The 14,719-nt window shown below is 43.5% G+C and carries 9 protein-coding genes, 2 tRNA genes and 1 pseudogene; 4 read left to right on the forward strand and 8 right to left on the reverse strand.

Annotated features, from left to right (window positions below):
• Positions 1-171: 171 nt before the first annotated feature.
• From QZ331_RS13335 to rho, 7 genes and pseudogenes are all read right to left on the reverse strand, one after another.
• Positions 172-248 (reverse strand) — tRNA-His (locus tag QZ331_RS13335).
• 65 nt (positions 249-313) lie between these two features.
• Entirely contained in the window at positions 314-1,468 is a 1,155-nt protein-coding gene (locus QZ331_RS13340) for a CapA family protein (RefSeq protein WP_294631098.1), read from the reverse strand.
• The gene (gene folD / locus QZ331_RS13345) at positions 1,465-2,346 is read right to left on the reverse strand and encodes a bifunctional methylenetetrahydrofolate dehydrogenase/methenyltetrahydrofolate cyclohydrolase FolD (RefSeq protein WP_294631100.1); all 882 of its coding nucleotides are present in this window, start codon (positions 2,344-2,346) and stop codon (positions 1,465-1,467) included. The genes QZ331_RS13340 and folD overlap by 4 nt, the downstream gene beginning before the upstream one ends.
• A gap of 149 nt (positions 2,347-2,495) precedes the next feature.
• On the reverse strand, positions 2,496-3,818 hold the full coding sequence (ffh, locus tag QZ331_RS13350) for a signal recognition particle protein (RefSeq protein WP_294631102.1): 1,323 nt from the start codon (positions 3,816-3,818) through the stop codon (positions 2,496-2,498).
• Between the two features lie 57 nt (positions 3,819-3,875).
• Entirely contained in the window at positions 3,876-5,198 is a 1,323-nt protein-coding gene (locus QZ331_RS13355) for an MATE family efflux transporter (RefSeq protein WP_294631104.1), read from the reverse strand.
• Between the two features lie 23 nt (positions 5,199-5,221).
• Positions 5,222-6,662, reverse strand: a pseudogene (locus QZ331_RS13360) (sulfatase-like hydrolase/transferase).
• Between the two features lie 533 nt (positions 6,663-7,195).
• Positions 7,196-9,331, reverse strand: coding sequence for a transcription termination factor Rho (gene rho / locus QZ331_RS13365; protein WP_294631106.1), 2,136 nt, complete (start codon positions 9,329-9,331; stop codon positions 7,196-7,198).
• Positions 9,332-9,566: 235 nt separating this feature from the next.
• On the opposite strand from rho, the gene QZ331_RS13370 reads away from it, so the two are divergent.
• Positions 9,567-10,403 carry a 4Fe-4S dicluster domain-containing protein gene (locus tag QZ331_RS13370; RefSeq protein WP_294631108.1) on the forward strand — a complete coding sequence of 279 codons (837 nt, stop codon included), beginning with the start codon at positions 9,567-9,569 and terminating at the stop codon, positions 10,401-10,403.
• On the opposite strand, the gene tilS is transcribed toward QZ331_RS13370, so the two are convergent.
• The gene (tilS, locus tag QZ331_RS13375; RefSeq protein WP_294631110.1) at positions 10,388-11,668 is read right to left on the reverse strand and encodes a tRNA lysidine(34) synthetase TilS; all 1,281 of its coding nucleotides are present in this window, start codon (positions 11,666-11,668) and stop codon (positions 10,388-10,390) included. The two genes, QZ331_RS13370 and tilS, sit on opposite strands and share 16 nt — an antisense overlap.
• Positions 11,669-11,834: 166 nt before the next feature.
• Between tilS and feoB the strand changes: the two genes are divergently transcribed.
• The 3 genes from feoB (at position 11,835) to QZ331_RS13390 (ending at position 14,657) form a co-directional block, all read left to right on the forward strand.
• Complete coding sequence (gene feoB / locus QZ331_RS13380; RefSeq protein WP_294631112.1) at positions 11,835-14,321, forward strand: ferrous iron transport protein B; 2,487 nt, start codon at positions 11,835-11,837, stop codon at positions 14,319-14,321.
• Positions 14,318-14,533, forward strand: coding sequence for a hypothetical protein (locus QZ331_RS13385; protein WP_294631114.1), 216 nt, complete (start codon positions 14,318-14,320; stop codon positions 14,531-14,533). The genes feoB and QZ331_RS13385 overlap by 4 nt, the downstream gene beginning before the upstream one ends.
• 52 nt (positions 14,534-14,585) lie before the next feature.
• Positions 14,586-14,657 (forward strand) — tRNA-Cys (locus tag QZ331_RS13390).
• Positions 14,658-14,719: the final 62 nt, after the last annotated feature.

The raw sequence follows: 14,719 nt of genomic DNA on the forward strand, positions 1-14,719 counted from the left end.
TTATGCAAACTAACAGGGTAAATTTAACATACCCACAGGGTTTTCGGACTGACCCTATATTTGGTCTGTGTGACAGGTAGGATAATTTATATTCTGTTTTTAGTATCTGAATGATGCTCTGCCAACAAAGAAAAAGTTCTTATAAGTATCTAACTTATAAGGACTTCTCTTTGGGGTGGAAGACCGGACTCGAACCGGCGACATTCAGAACCACAATCTGACGCTCTAACCAACTGAACTACATCCACCATGTCTACATTTCTCTAATGCGATGCAAAGATAGGTATTATATTTTAATCTCCAAAAAAAATGGCTACTTTTTTTCGTAAAAAGTATATTCTTTTATTCCTTGATTATGCTTGCTGAAAAGGAATCGAGTATCATTTGTGAAGATTTTCAGTGAGTTACGTGCTTTTAAAGGGATGGAATCAGTTGGTAGAGCAACAGGAAATAATTGATAATTTTTTTTCTCCGATTGTATTGGTCGGGCTGTCCATACCAAACTGTACTCGCAGTTATGAAGACGGGTAGTACTATCTTTTACTAATTCCATTCTTACCATCAGTCCGCCATCCGTGCGGCGGGTGGACATATTGGAAATATAATTCCCCAATGAATAGACGATAAGATGCTTGTTGTTTGTCAGGCTGTCTGTACGGACTTCGATAGGTTGTACTACGTGCGGATGCGAACCGATAATGTGGTCGACATCTTTTTGAAGTAACCACTCTGCGAGAGATTTTTGTGTTTTGTCTGGTAGGGATTGGTATTCTATCCCCCAATGCATATAGGCAATAATTGCATCCGGTTTTAAAACTTTACTGGCTTCTATATCTTTGGCAATAACCGTTGTGTCGATATAGTTCACAAGAGCGGGTGGGGCAACGGTGATTCCGTTTGTTCCATAGGTGTAGTTGAGCAGGATAATGCGAAATCCCTTTTTCTCTAATAGGAGAGGGTATTGTTTCTTGCGTGCTTCAGAATCGACATAGGTTCCAACATGAGGAATTTTTAGTGAGTCCATGAGAAGGATAGTGCGCTTCAAACCGGCTTTTCCACGGTCAAGGCAGTGGTTGTTGGCAGTGGCGAGAACATTGAATCCCGCATCACGAATTGCAGTCAGAAACTCGTCCGGTGCACTGAATGCCGGATACCCTCTATAGGGTTTTCCGCCTAATGTAACTTCTAAATTGGCGATGGCAAAATCTGCTCTGTTAATCTCTTCTTTGACGTATTCAAAACAAGTTGAATAATCGTAACCTTTAGTAGTCCGTGCGGCGTTGATTTGGCTTTGATGTTGCATCAGGTCTCCTACGAAAAGGAGTCGGAGCGTATCGGCAGGCACAATACTGTCAATTGTATATCGGTTATCTGCTGAGGAGGGATAAACGGAATCTCTCCTTACCTGCGACCGCGAGGTGCAGGACAGGGAAAGAAGAATGATTGTCAGAAACAAGATATGTTTCATTGATAGATAGCTTTTTTGCCAGCCAAAAGCGTATTTTTCATTAGCGATACAATTGTCATTGGTCCTACACCACCCGGTACGGGGGTAATGTATGAGCATTTGGGAGCTACTTCGTCAAACTTTACATCGCCAGTCAGTTTGAATCCTGATTTTTTGCTTGCGTCCGGTACGCGGGTAGTACCTACGTCAATAATTACCGCACCTTCTTTTACCATTTCGGCTTTCACAAAATTGGGTTGTCCCAAAGCGGCAATGATGATATCGGCTTCTTGGCACTCTTTTACTAAATCTTTGCTGCGGCTGTGGCATACGGTGACGGTAGCATCACCTGGGTATGCTTTTTGCATCATTAATGCTGCCATTGGTTTGCCGACGATGTTACTGCGTCCGAGTACGACACATTTCTTGCCTGAGGTTTCTATTTCGTAACGTTTCAGTAATTCGAGGATACCATTGGGAGTGGCTGATACGTAGCAGGGAAGTCCGATGGACATACGTCCTACGTTTATCGGATGGAATCCGTCTACATCTTTGCGGTAGTCGATGGTTTCGATTACTTTCTGTTCGGAGATATGTTTCGGTAACGGGAGTTGTACGATAAATCCGTCTACATCGTTGTCTTCATTCAGTTCGCGTACTTTGGCGAGCAGTTCTTCTTCGGTCACATCGCTTTCATAACGGATAAGTGAGGATTTGAATCCGCAAACTTCACAGGCTTTTACTTTGGCTGCCACGTATGTTTCACTACCACCGTCGTGTCCTACAAGAATGGCTGCCAGGTGTGGGCGTTTTCCGCCGCGAGCTACAATTTCGGCTACTTCGGCTGTAATCTCTTGTTTCACTTGTTCGGAAATGGCTTTTCCGTCTATCAGAGTCATATTTTCAGAGTATTTATTGGTGATGGACAAATATAAAATAAATAACTGAACTCTCCAAAAAGATTGGAATATAAAAAAAGAAGAAACCAATCGTGGTCTCTTCTTTTTCAAACAAAAAATATTAAGTCATTTTACACAATGATTCTTTATTATCTTTTCATTTTCGGCATCATTTTGCCCATTTTGCTGCCCGTCACCATTTTCATCATTTTGCGGGTCTGGTCGAACTGTTTCAGCAGGCGGTTTACTTCTTGAATAGACGTTCCGCTACCTTTGGCGATACGCGTACGGCGTGAACCGTTCAGGATTTCCGGATTGGAACGTTCTGCCGGAGTCATGGAATAGATGATGGCTTCGATGCTCTTGAAAGCATTGTCATCAATGTCGATGTCCTTGATAGCCTTGCCGACTCCCGGAATCATGGAAGCAAGTTCTTTCAGATTACCCATTTTTTTGATTTGGGCTATTTGGCTGAGGAAGTCGTTGAAGTCGAATTGATTCTTGGCAATCTTCTTCTGCAAGCGTTTGGCTTCTTCTTCGTCATATTGTTCTTGGGCGCGTTCTACCAGTGAAACGATGTCACCCATACCGAGGATACGGTCGGCCATACGTGCAGGGTGGAATTGGTCGATTGCTTCCAACTTTTCTCCTGTACCGACGAACTTAATCGGCTTGTTGACTACCGAACGGATGGATAAAGCAGCACCACCGCGGGTATCGCCGTCAAGTTTAGTCAGTACCACACCGTTGAAATCAAGGCGTTCGTTAAATTCCTTCGCAGTATTTACAGCATCCTGACCGGTCATGGAGTCTACTACAAACAAGATTTCGTTCGGGTTGATAGCCTCTTTGATGGCAGCGATTTCGTTCATCATCTGCTCGTCTACCGCCAGACGTCCGGCAGTATCGACAATAACGAGGTCATATCCTTTGGCATTAGCTTCCTGAATGGCGTGTTGTGCGATTTCTACCGGATTCTTGCTATCCAGTTCGCAGTACATCGGAACTTCGATTTGTTCTGCCAGTACACGCAACTGTTCGATAGCTGCCGGACGGTAAACGTCACAAGCTACGAGTAACGGCTTGCGATTCTTCTTGGTTTTCAGCATACGTGCCAACTTACCGGAGAAGGTGGTTTTACCCGAACCCTGCAAACCTGACATCAGGATAACTGCCGGTCGGGAGTCGATATTGACTTCGACTGTCTCGCCTCCCATCAACTGAGTAAGTTCGTCGTGTACAATCTTCACCATCAACTGGCTCGGCTTCACTGCTGTAAGTACGTTCTGCCCAAGTGCTTTCTCTTTCACCGTATCGGTGAAATTCTTAGCAACCTTGTAGTTAACGTCGGCATCAAGAAGTGCCTTTCTTACGTCTTTCAGCGTCTCCGCCACGTTAATTTCGGTGATTTTGCCTTCACCTTTCAGAATCTTGAATGACCGTTCCAGTCTTTCACTTAAATTATCGAACATAGTTGTTTAATTACTGATTAATATTTGAGCCTGCAAATGTACAAAAATCTCCCGTATTTATATCTTTTTGTTCTGCCATTTTGCTTTTTTGAGGTAAATATAACTCGTTATCAGCAGTAGGGTATAGTACACTATCTCAATAGTAAAGCAGATTTCAATCGGTGCTTTCAGCCACATTCCTATGAATATGATGTAAGAACCGTAGATGATGATTGTAATCGTTTCGAGCAGTAAGGCGGCCTGTGTATTTCCCGTGCCGGAGATACCGTTGAACACGACATTGGCTACTGATGCGATGAGCATAGCGATGCAAATAACGTAGACCGAAGGGACCGACTCTGTGATAAGCGCAGCTTCGTTGGTGTAAACGGACAACAGGAGTTGTGGAAATAAGGTGGTGACTGCTATCAATCCCAGCATGATAAAGAAGGAGAACTTTGCTATTCTGTTTATCAACGGAATCACGTGCTTGACGCCTTCTGCGCCAATGGCATTGCTCACAAGGCTGTTTGTGGTAGTAGCCAATGAGTTGACCGGAATCAGCAGAACGATATAGATGCTTCTGACAATATTGGCTATTGCCAGTTCTCGCTGTCCTAAACGCTCTACGGCTACAAAGAATACAAACCATGTCGCCATCGAGAGAAAGTACTGGAGCATGGTGAAACAGGAGATACTGAGAATCCGTATCAGCAATGCAGGGTCGAATGAGCGCAGTCGGTTCAGACCGTATTTCTTCAGGTCGATGGTAGCGTATGTGTAGATAAGAAAGAAGAGAATCGAAGAGGCTTCTGCCAGCACGGATGCGATGGCGGCTCCCTTGATTCCCATCTCCGGCAGACCGAATTTACCGAAGATTAATGCATAATCCAAGATGACATTGGTTATTGCCATCACAACTGCGTTGATGGTCAATACTTTGGTGCGTGTGATACCTATGTATAATGCACGGAACATGACATTGACAAAGGAGAAGAAGAAACCGTAGATACGCCAGTCGAGAAATTCCATTGTGCCTCCGTAGATGGATTCTGAAGATACGAGTAACCGCATAATATCTCCTCCGAACGCTTTGGTGAGACCGAACAGTATCAATGCCATAACAAATAGGAATATGACGCCTTGAATCATGACTGCTCCTACATCCGTATATCTTCTTTCACCATTGCGTCTTGCAATGACTATCTGCGAGCCGGTACTGAAACCGAATGCTATGGTGAATACGCATATATAGAACAATCCACCCATAGCAGACGCTCCGAGGGCTACTTCACTTACATGACCGAGGAAGGCGGTGTCGGTGACGTTGATAACATTTTGTGCCAGCAAGCTTAGTAGTATCGGGTAGCTGACACTCCAAATCTGTTTGTTGGTGTACATAATTAAGCGTTTAAGTTTACACTTTACAAAGATAACGCTTTATTTTGATTGCTGTTCCATTTTTTTCTTTTGAGAATCTCCCGTATTCCGGGACCTCCGTGGTTAGGATAGCCCGGGGTATGATTCCTGCACCGCGGGTCTGCTTCAACTTTCAGGCTGCGATAGTCGTCTTTTGTGCGGGTAATATAGTCGTCGAGCATGGCACGGTGTTCTGCCAGAACTTTGGTGTACTTGGGATTTTTGGCAAGGTTTCTGCGCTCTCCCGGGTCTTTCTTCATGTCATACAGCTCTTCGCCGTTGCCTTCGAGGTAGTGTGTGTATTTGTATCGCGGACCGCGTACCATGCGTCCGGGAGTGGTGATGTATTCATATTCGCTATGCCGTTCGGAAACGACATACGAGTGAGTTTTTTGTCTGCTTTTCTTCTCTCAGTGTCGGAGCGAGACTGATTCCGGCTTTCTCTGCCGGAACGGAAATTCCGGCTAAGTCGCAAAGAGTAGGCAGGAGGTCGAGCGTGGGTTGTGTAAGTAGATGTTTTACTGGATTGTTCTGTTGCTTGATGCCGGGACCTGCAAAGATAAACGGAACATTTGTCATTTCGTCGTAGAAGCTGACGTGCTTTGTCACCATGCGATGGGAAGCCATTCCGTCACCGTGGTCTGCCATGATGACTACGATGGTGTTCTTTCCGGCGGGGGTGGAATAGAGGGCATTCAGTACGCTGTCCACTTGCCTGGATACCATCTTCGTATAGTGTTGGAAAGCGGCGATGTAGTGACGGTAGTTTTCTTCGTTCCAATGAGAGGCCTGTGTCATGCGGCGGTGACCGCAGCAAATATATTGTACCGGAGTCGGGAGGTCGTTCCAGTCTTCTATATCGAAGTTGTCAGGCAGTTCGGGAAGAGCGCCGTTGACGGGGCGGTCTGTGTGGACGCCTTCATTCGCTCCTACGAATCTGCAGATGTTGTGAGGGTTTTGAAAATCGGCAATGCAGATGAAGGGTTCTTGAGATGGATTACTCAGATAAGCTACGGCGTCTTCGCAGGTTCCTACATCAAGGAAACTGTCGTTGTTGACGGGAAATTCAGGGTCGGTGAATGGCTTTGCTACCGGTTCTTTGTGTTTGAATCCTCTTAGCGAACCCATGTCGTGAGTCTTTCCGAAATGCACAGCTTCGTAACCGTTTTCAGAGAAAAGGCTTCCTAATGTCGGTACGTCTTCCGGTATCGGTGTGTTGACTGGTTCGCTGGAATTGGAACGCACGTTGGTTTGATGAGGAGTCAGGCCGCTCCATAAAGCGGCACGCGAAGGTTGACTGAGGGGGCAACCGTGAGTATGTCCGTAAGCACCTACGACGCGTTGTGTCAGATGGTCGCATTGGATAATCAGGAAATTTGGCTTTTCTTGCGCTTGGACTGTCATACCGCATATGGCAAAGCCCACAAATGGATATAATGTTTTCATTTTTGGTTGAAGTTAGATGCTATTGATCGGAAGGCAAAAGTAGGAAAAAAGGGAGCATGAAAAAGGGCGGGGCAGCTGTTTTGTACGGAAATGAAAGGATTTTGCACAAAAATGAAATTGGGGTTTCAAGTTAAATGATTATCCGCTGTTTTTCCTCTCCGCATGAGGGATTTGCAACGCATATATATCCTATTTCCACCGCATATATGTCCTATTTCCAGTATCTATATATCCAACTCCCAGCATCTATATGTCCTGTACGCAGCATATATATACGCTGTAACTGTTTGATTATTAGATTGTAATTCTTTTGTTTGGCAGTTGGGAGAAGATGACAGATAATCTCTTTTTTCGTTAACAATCGGTTTTTATCCGTCTTTTTGTAGTGAATAGGATACTTTTTGGGAGGGATTTCTCAGTGGAAGTGTGTTTTCTGTACGACGAATGTTGTCTGTAAGCAGATAGGATGGGGACGGTATAAAAAATAACAAGAGGATTTTGGGTTTCATCCTCTTGTTATTGTATTTTGTTGATTAGCTGTTCATGCTCATCAGGAATTCGTCGTTGTCTCTGGTTTTCTCCAAACGGTCTTTTACGAAATCCATCGCTTCCAGCGGATTCATATCGGCGAGGTATTTGCGCAATATCCACATACGGTCGAGTGTCGTCTTGTCAAGCAGCAGGTCGTCGCGGCGGGTACTCGATGCAGTGATGTTGACAGCCGGGAAGATACGTTTGTTTGACAGGTTGCGGTCAAGCTGCAACTCCATATTACCCGTGCCCTTGAATTCCTCGAAGATAACTTCGTCCATTTTAGAACCGGTATCAATCAATGCTGTAGCGATGATGGTCAGTGAGCCGCCGTTTTCGATGTTGCGTGCAGCACCGAAGAAGCGTTTGGGTTTATGCAATGCATTGGCGTCGACACCACCGGAGAGCACTTTGCCCGATGCCGGAGAAACGGTATTGTATGCACGTGCCAAACGGGTGATGGAGTCGAGGAAGATGACCACATCATGGCCGCATTCTACCAGGCGTTTTGCCTTTTCCAATACGATTCCTGCAATTTTCACGTGGCGTTCTGCCGGTTCGTCGAAAGTAGAAGCGATAACTTCCGCGTTGACGCTGCGTGCCATGTCGGTTACTTCTTCAGGCCGTTCGTCAATCAGCAGCATAATCATATATACTTCCGGATGGTTGGCTGCAATGGCGTTGGCAATATCTTTCATCAAGATAGTTTTACCGGTCTTCGGCTGAGCTACAATCAATGCGCGTTGACCTTTACCAATCGGAGCGAAAAGGTCTACGACACGGGCAGACATGGAGTCTGAATAACCTCCTTTGCAGAGCTTGAATTTTTCGTCCGGGAAGAGGGGAGTCAGATGTTCGAAAGGAACACGGTCGCGTACGAAAGCAGCGTCCCGTCCGTTGATTTTCGATACCTTGACCAACGGGAAATATTTTTCTCCTTCTTTCGGCGGACGGATAACACCTTCTACTACATCACCGGTTTTCAAACCGAACAGTTTGATTTGTGATTGTGATACGTAGATGTCGTCCGGAGAAGAAAGGTAGTTGTAGTCGGAAGAACGAAGGAAACCGTATCCGTCTTGCATGATTTCCAAAACGCCTACTCCATCGAGGATATCATCAAAATCATATGGCTTTTCGCGCTCTATGACTTTGCGCTCTTGGGGCTGCTGTTGTACAATGAAGTCCTCGTTAACATTATTGGACTGGTTGGGACGCAACATAGGCAGGCGTTGTTGGTTCTGAGCCTGATTTTGATTATTGTTGCGCTGTGGATTGCTATTATTGCTATTATTGTCACGCGGACGGACAATGCGTGAACGTTGCTGTTGTTGCTGAGGCTGCTGTTGCTGAGGTTGAGTCGGTTGCACCGGTTCGGCTTTGGTAGACTCAAACTTGCCGAATAATTCGGTAGGAAGTTCTATCTTTTCAGAAGGTAAATCTTCGATTGGAATAAAGTCATCATCTGTACTGGACAACATATCGCTCTCTTTGTCGATAACGGGTGCAGTTTTCTTTTGTGGCTTTACCATTGTTTTCTTTTCTGCAATGGCTGCTTTTTCTGTTTCTGCAACGGCTTTATTAGCTTTCTTTTCAGCAGGTTGCTGTGTAGAAACTGCTTTCTGTGTAGTTTCTGCAACTTTTTCTGCTGCGACGGGTGCGGTTTCTGTCTCTTTGTCAGTTGTAGGCTTTATATTTTCCGCTTCCTTTTTTTCTGTGGCATCGGCATTTTTACGTGGACGGCCTACCTTGCGTTTAGGAGCTGCGTTTTCTGCTTTGGTTTCAATGGCAGGAGTCTCTTTCTCATTGTTCGCGCTTTCCTCTTTAGTAGGTTGTTGTGTTTTGGCAGGAGCGGCTTCTTTGTTTTTTGTGACTTCTCCGCTTTTCGTTGCAGAAGCTATCTTATCTTCTTTCTTGGCAGGAGTTATGCGTGAACGTTTTTTCTTGTCTTCCTTGCGTTCTTCTTTGAGCTTGTCTGCGGCAACTTTCTTAGTAGCTCCTACAATCGCTTGTTCATCAAGTATTTTATAAACAAGTTCTTCTTTTTTGAATGAGTCTGCTTTTTTAATGCCTAAATCTTTGGCAATAATTTGAAGTTCCGACAAATCTTTGTCGTTTAATTGGATAATATTATACATATAGTATGATAAGTTATTAATATTTCTTTTAGCTGAATTGTGGACAGCATTACTACAGCCTAAAGCTACAGATATGCGGGCATACGTTTTATTTTTTATTATGAATTTAGGAGTGTATGCGTTGAATCGTAGAATGTTTCAACGGGGCAAAGATAATAATTTTTTTTGGTTTCATGTACAATCAAACTTTTTTTTCCACGTAAAAGTGTATCTTTGCTATATAAAAGAAAATAGTATGACAGTAAATGAAGCTTATTTAATTTATTTTTCGCCTACACATACATCGAAACAAATAGCTGAGGCGATTGTTCACGGAGCAGGTATAAAAAATATTTTTCCTATAAATATAACCCAACAAAATGCTGAGGAAACGGTTATTCCCGCATCTGCTTTGACTATTGTTGTAGTTCCTGTATACGGAGGGCACGTGGCACCTTTGGCAATGGAGCGTTTGCAGAGCATTCGCGGCTTGGATACTCCCACTGTTTTAGTAGTGGTTTATGGAAATCGCGCTTACGAGAAGGCTTTGATGGAGTTGGATGCTTTTGCCGTTCCTCACGGTATGAAGGTGATTGCCGGAGCTACTTTTATCGGGGAACATTCCTATAGTACTGATAGACACCCGATTGCTGTCGGACGTCCCGATAATTCTGATTTGGCTTATGCACAAGACTTTGGGAAAAGGATTATGGATAAAATAGAGTCGGCAAATGATATGGATGCTCTTTATCCGGTAGATGTGCGTGCTATTAAACGTCCGAGCCAACCATTCTTTCCTTTGCTCCGCTTTTTGCGAAAGGTTATCAAGTTACGCAAAAGCGATACGCCGCTTCCACGTACTCCCTGGGTTGAAGATGAGAGTATGTGTGCTCATTGCGGATTGTGTGTGATTGCTTGTCCGGCAGGGGCTATCGCAAAAGGCGATGAACTTCATACAGACCAGGCAAAGTGTATCAAGTGTTGTGCTTGCGTAAAAACTTGTACCAAAAAGGCAAGGGTATATGATACACCTTTTGCTGTGTTACTGTCTGATTGTTTCAAAAAACAGAAAGCTCCTCAGACTATTTTATAGATAACGATACGTTTGGTCGTTTCGTCAATACGAAAGCGGTTATCTGTCCGTTCGCCTATTAGCCAGGCGATGCGCTCGCCACAGCAGAGCACCCATTGACGCTCTTTTTGGCTGATGGAAAATTTGCGGTCGGTGAGATAATCGCTTACTTTTTTTTTCCCTTTCATTCCAAAAGGTACGAATATGTCGCCGGTCTGCCATTTTCGGTAAGAGATTTCTTCATTTAACTTGTCGGCGTCGAAACACGCAATTCCTTTTTCCCGTGGAATTTGAAAGTCATGAGAGTAGACTTTTTCTTCCGTGGTAATTTGGAAAGGAAGTTCCTCTTTGTTGGTTGATTGAATCTTTTCTAATAAAAGTAATTCCCGGTCTTTAATCACTCTCCATTCTTTGCTGGTGAACAACTTTCCCGCTTGCCCGTGGAGTGAATGGGCAATATCCTTGATTTGTGCGGAATTAAAACCTAACGGATACAGGATTTCGAATAAAAGAGTTTCGGGAGCGGGTTCTTTTAATAATTCGCAGATTCGGAGGCCTTCTGCTGCAACGATTCTTTTTTTTGCCTCTTCTGCGTATCGGTTATATATGATAGAGATGTCATTCAAGTAATTTCCGGTTTCTATCAATCTGTTTTTTACGGATGGATTAATTGTCTGCATGAGTGGAAGAAGATTAAGACGTATTTTATTACGGGTATATTCATCTTCCAAATTTGTGCTGTCTGTCACGTAATCCTGTCCGATGCTTTGCAGGTAATGTATGATTTCTTCCCGGTTAATACATAATAGAGGGCGGACGATTGTTCCATTGCGTGGGCGGATTCCCAATAGTCCGGTAATTCCTGTTCCACGGATTAGATTGAGTAAGATTGTTTCCACGCTATCATCTTGATGGTGGGCAACTGCTATGACGTCGGCTTGACAGTTGTTTTTTACTTCGTCAAACCAATTGTAACGTAGTTCGCGTGCTGCCATTTCAATAGAAATATGCTTTTCGGCTGCATATTGGGTGGTGTTGAAATCAACAGTGTGTAGTCGGATGCCGTATTTCTTGCATAATTGGCGGACAAATTGTTCGTCGCGGTTCGATTCGTCGCCACGTAGATGGAAGTTGCAATGTGCGGCTTCGCAATGATAGCCTGCCGTATGAAGGATACGTAGCAAGGCTACTGAATCGGCACCTCCACTCAATGCTATCAGAATGTTACTGTCTGGAGAGAACAGTCCCTCTTTTTCTATATATTGTATAATCCGTTGTTGTATCATAATTTCTGCAAAGATAATAGTTTCTTGAGTATCTCAAGTGTGCATATGTCGTTTTTAGTTGTGGATAGTGATTTAAGTATAGGGAAAGAAACGTTATTTAAAAACAATCTAAATAATTTGCGTGCTCCGAAGTTATGAATTATCTTTGTCGAAAATTTAGAGAATTATGCGTTTGTCCGAATTAGAAACAGGCGAAAAAGGTGTCATCGTTAAAGTATTGGGGCACGGTGGGTTTCGTAAACGTATTGTAGAGATGGGGTTTATTAAAGGTAAGACAGTTGAAGTGCTGTTGAATGCTCCGTTGAGAGACCCTATTAAATATAAAGTCCTGGGTTATGAAATATCTCTTCGCCGTCAGGAGGCCGAAATGATTGAAGTCGTCAGTGAGGAGGAAGCGAAAAAAATAGCAGAAGAGACTATCTATCATGAAGGGTTACCTGAAGATATATCTGTAAGAGAAGAAGAAATGAAACGGTTGGCGTTGGGCAAACGCCGTACCATCAATGTTGCTTTGGTCGGAAATCCGAACAGTGGTAAAACGTCTTTGTTTAATTTGGCTTCCGGTGCTCACGAACACGTAGGAAATTATAGTGGTGTGACGGTAGATGCCAAAGAGGGTTATTTTGACTTTGAAGGTTATCATTTCCGTATTGTCGATTTGCCGGGTACTTATTCTTTGTCGGCCTATACGCCGGAAGAGATTTATGTCCGTCGTCATATTATTGATGAAACGCCGGATGTTATTATCAATGTGGTTGATTCTTCGAATTTGGAACGGAATTTATATTTGACTACTCAGCTTATTGATATGAATGTCCGTATGGTAGTAGCGTTGAACATTTACGACGAACTGGAAGCCAGTGGAAATACGTTGGATTATCATTTGCTGAGCAAATTATTCGGAGTCCCGATGTTACCTACCGTAAGTAAGAAAAATCGCGGGCTGGATACTCTCTTTCATGTAGTCATCAATCTTTATGAAGGGGTGGACTTCTTTGACAAGCAGGGAAATATGAATCCGGAAGTGCTCAAAGATTTGACCGAATGGCATGATTCGTTGGAAAACAGGAAAAATCATGAAGAAGAACATTTGGAAGATTATGTACGGGAACATAGAAGAACCGAACGTGTATTCCGGCATATTCATATCAATCATGGACCTGATTTGGAAAAAGCGATTGACGCTGTGAAAGAGGAGGTTTCTATGAATGAATTTATCCGTCATAAATATTCTACTCGTTTCCTGTCTATAAAGCTGTTGGAGAACGATCAGGATATAGAGAATGTCGTGCGTACTTTGCCAAATGCGGAGAACATTCTTGCCATTCGTGATAAAATGGCCAAACGTATTCAGGGTACAATGAATGAAGACTGCGAATCAGCTATTACAGATGCGAAATATGGTTTTATTACCGGGGCCTTAAAAGAGACATTTACTGACAATCGTTTGGAACAGGCACAGACAACGAAAGTGTTGGATGCTATTGTTACTCATCGTATTTGGGGATATCCTATCTTTTTTCTTTTCATGTATCTGATGTTTGAAGGGACATTTGTACTTGGAGAGTATCCGATGAAGGGGATTGAATGGCTGGTACAACAGTTTGGTGATTTGATTCGCAATAATATGTCAGCAGGACCGTTGAAGGATATGTTGGTTGACGGCATTATCGGTGGAGTGGGAGGAGTTATTGTTTTCTTGCCGAATATTCTTATTTTATATTTCTGTATTTCCTTGATGGAAGATTCAGGCTATATGGCACGTGCAGCATTTATTATGGATAAGATAATGCATAAGATGGGATTGCACGGGAAATCGTTTATTCCATTGATTATGGGATTCGGATGTAATGTACCTGCTATCATGGCGTCCCGTACGATTGAAAACCGGAAAAGCCGTCTTATTACGATGTTGGTTAATCCGCTGATGTCTTGTAGTGCGCGCTTGCCTGTCTATTTGTTGCTGGTAGGTGCTTTCTTTCCAGACAAGGCCAGTTTGGTGTTGTTGAGTATCTATGCGATTGGAATACTCCTGGCTGTATTATTGGCTCGTCTGTTCAGTAAGTTTCTTGTGAAAGGTGATGATACTCCTTTTGTGATGGAGCTTCCGCCATACCGGATGCCGACAGCTAAATCAATCTTCCGTCATACATGGGAGAAAGGAGCCCAATATCTGAAGAAGATGGGAGGAGTTATCATGATTGCTTCTATTATTATTTGGTTTTTAGGATATTATCCGAATCATGATGCATATGATACGGTTGCCGAACAACAGGAAAATTCTTATATCGGTCAACTCGGCCGTGCGATAGAGCCGGTCATTGCGCCTATGGGATTCGATTGGAAATTGGGGATTGGCTTGATTTCAGGAGTGGGAGCAAAGGAGTTGGTTGTAAGTACTTTGGGGGTTTTGTATGTGGATGAACCGGAAGTTGACGAAGCTGATTTGGCCAAGCGGATACCAATAACTCCATTGGTTGCTTTCTGTTATATGCTGTTTGTTTTGATTTACTTTCCGTGTGTTGCGGCATTAGCAGCTATCAAGCAAGAGTCGGGCAGTTGGAAATGGGCACTTTTTGCTGCCGGCTATACAACTGCATTGGCTTGGCTTGTTTCCTTTGCTGTTTATCAGATTGGAGGACTGTTCGTATGAATAATTGGCAGGAATGGGTAGTCGGTGTATTGATGGTACTTTGTGTTGTTCGAATTACATATGGAATTTATCTTTTTTTTCATCGTATGCACAAAAGATGCAATCCTTGCGAAAGTTGTGTAAGTAGTTGTGAATTAAAGAATATGATGGGTGAGAAGAAAAAGGAATGTAGTATGAAGAAAAAAAGTACAAAGAAAAAATGCTGTAGATAGTTTGGTAGTTTCAAAATTTGTACTACCTTTGCAACCGCAAACGAGAAACAACGGTTCCTTGGATGAGTGGCTTAGTCAGCGGTCTGCAAAACCGTGTACGGCGGTTCGAATCCGCCAGGAACCTCAAGAAAGGAGGTGTGTCAAAATGCACACCTCTTTTTTTATGCACAAAGCCCCGACTTTCAC

Source organism: uncultured Bacteroides sp., from assembly GCF_910586915.1.
GTDB lineage: Bacteria > Bacteroidota > Bacteroidia > Bacteroidales > Bacteroidaceae > Bacteroides.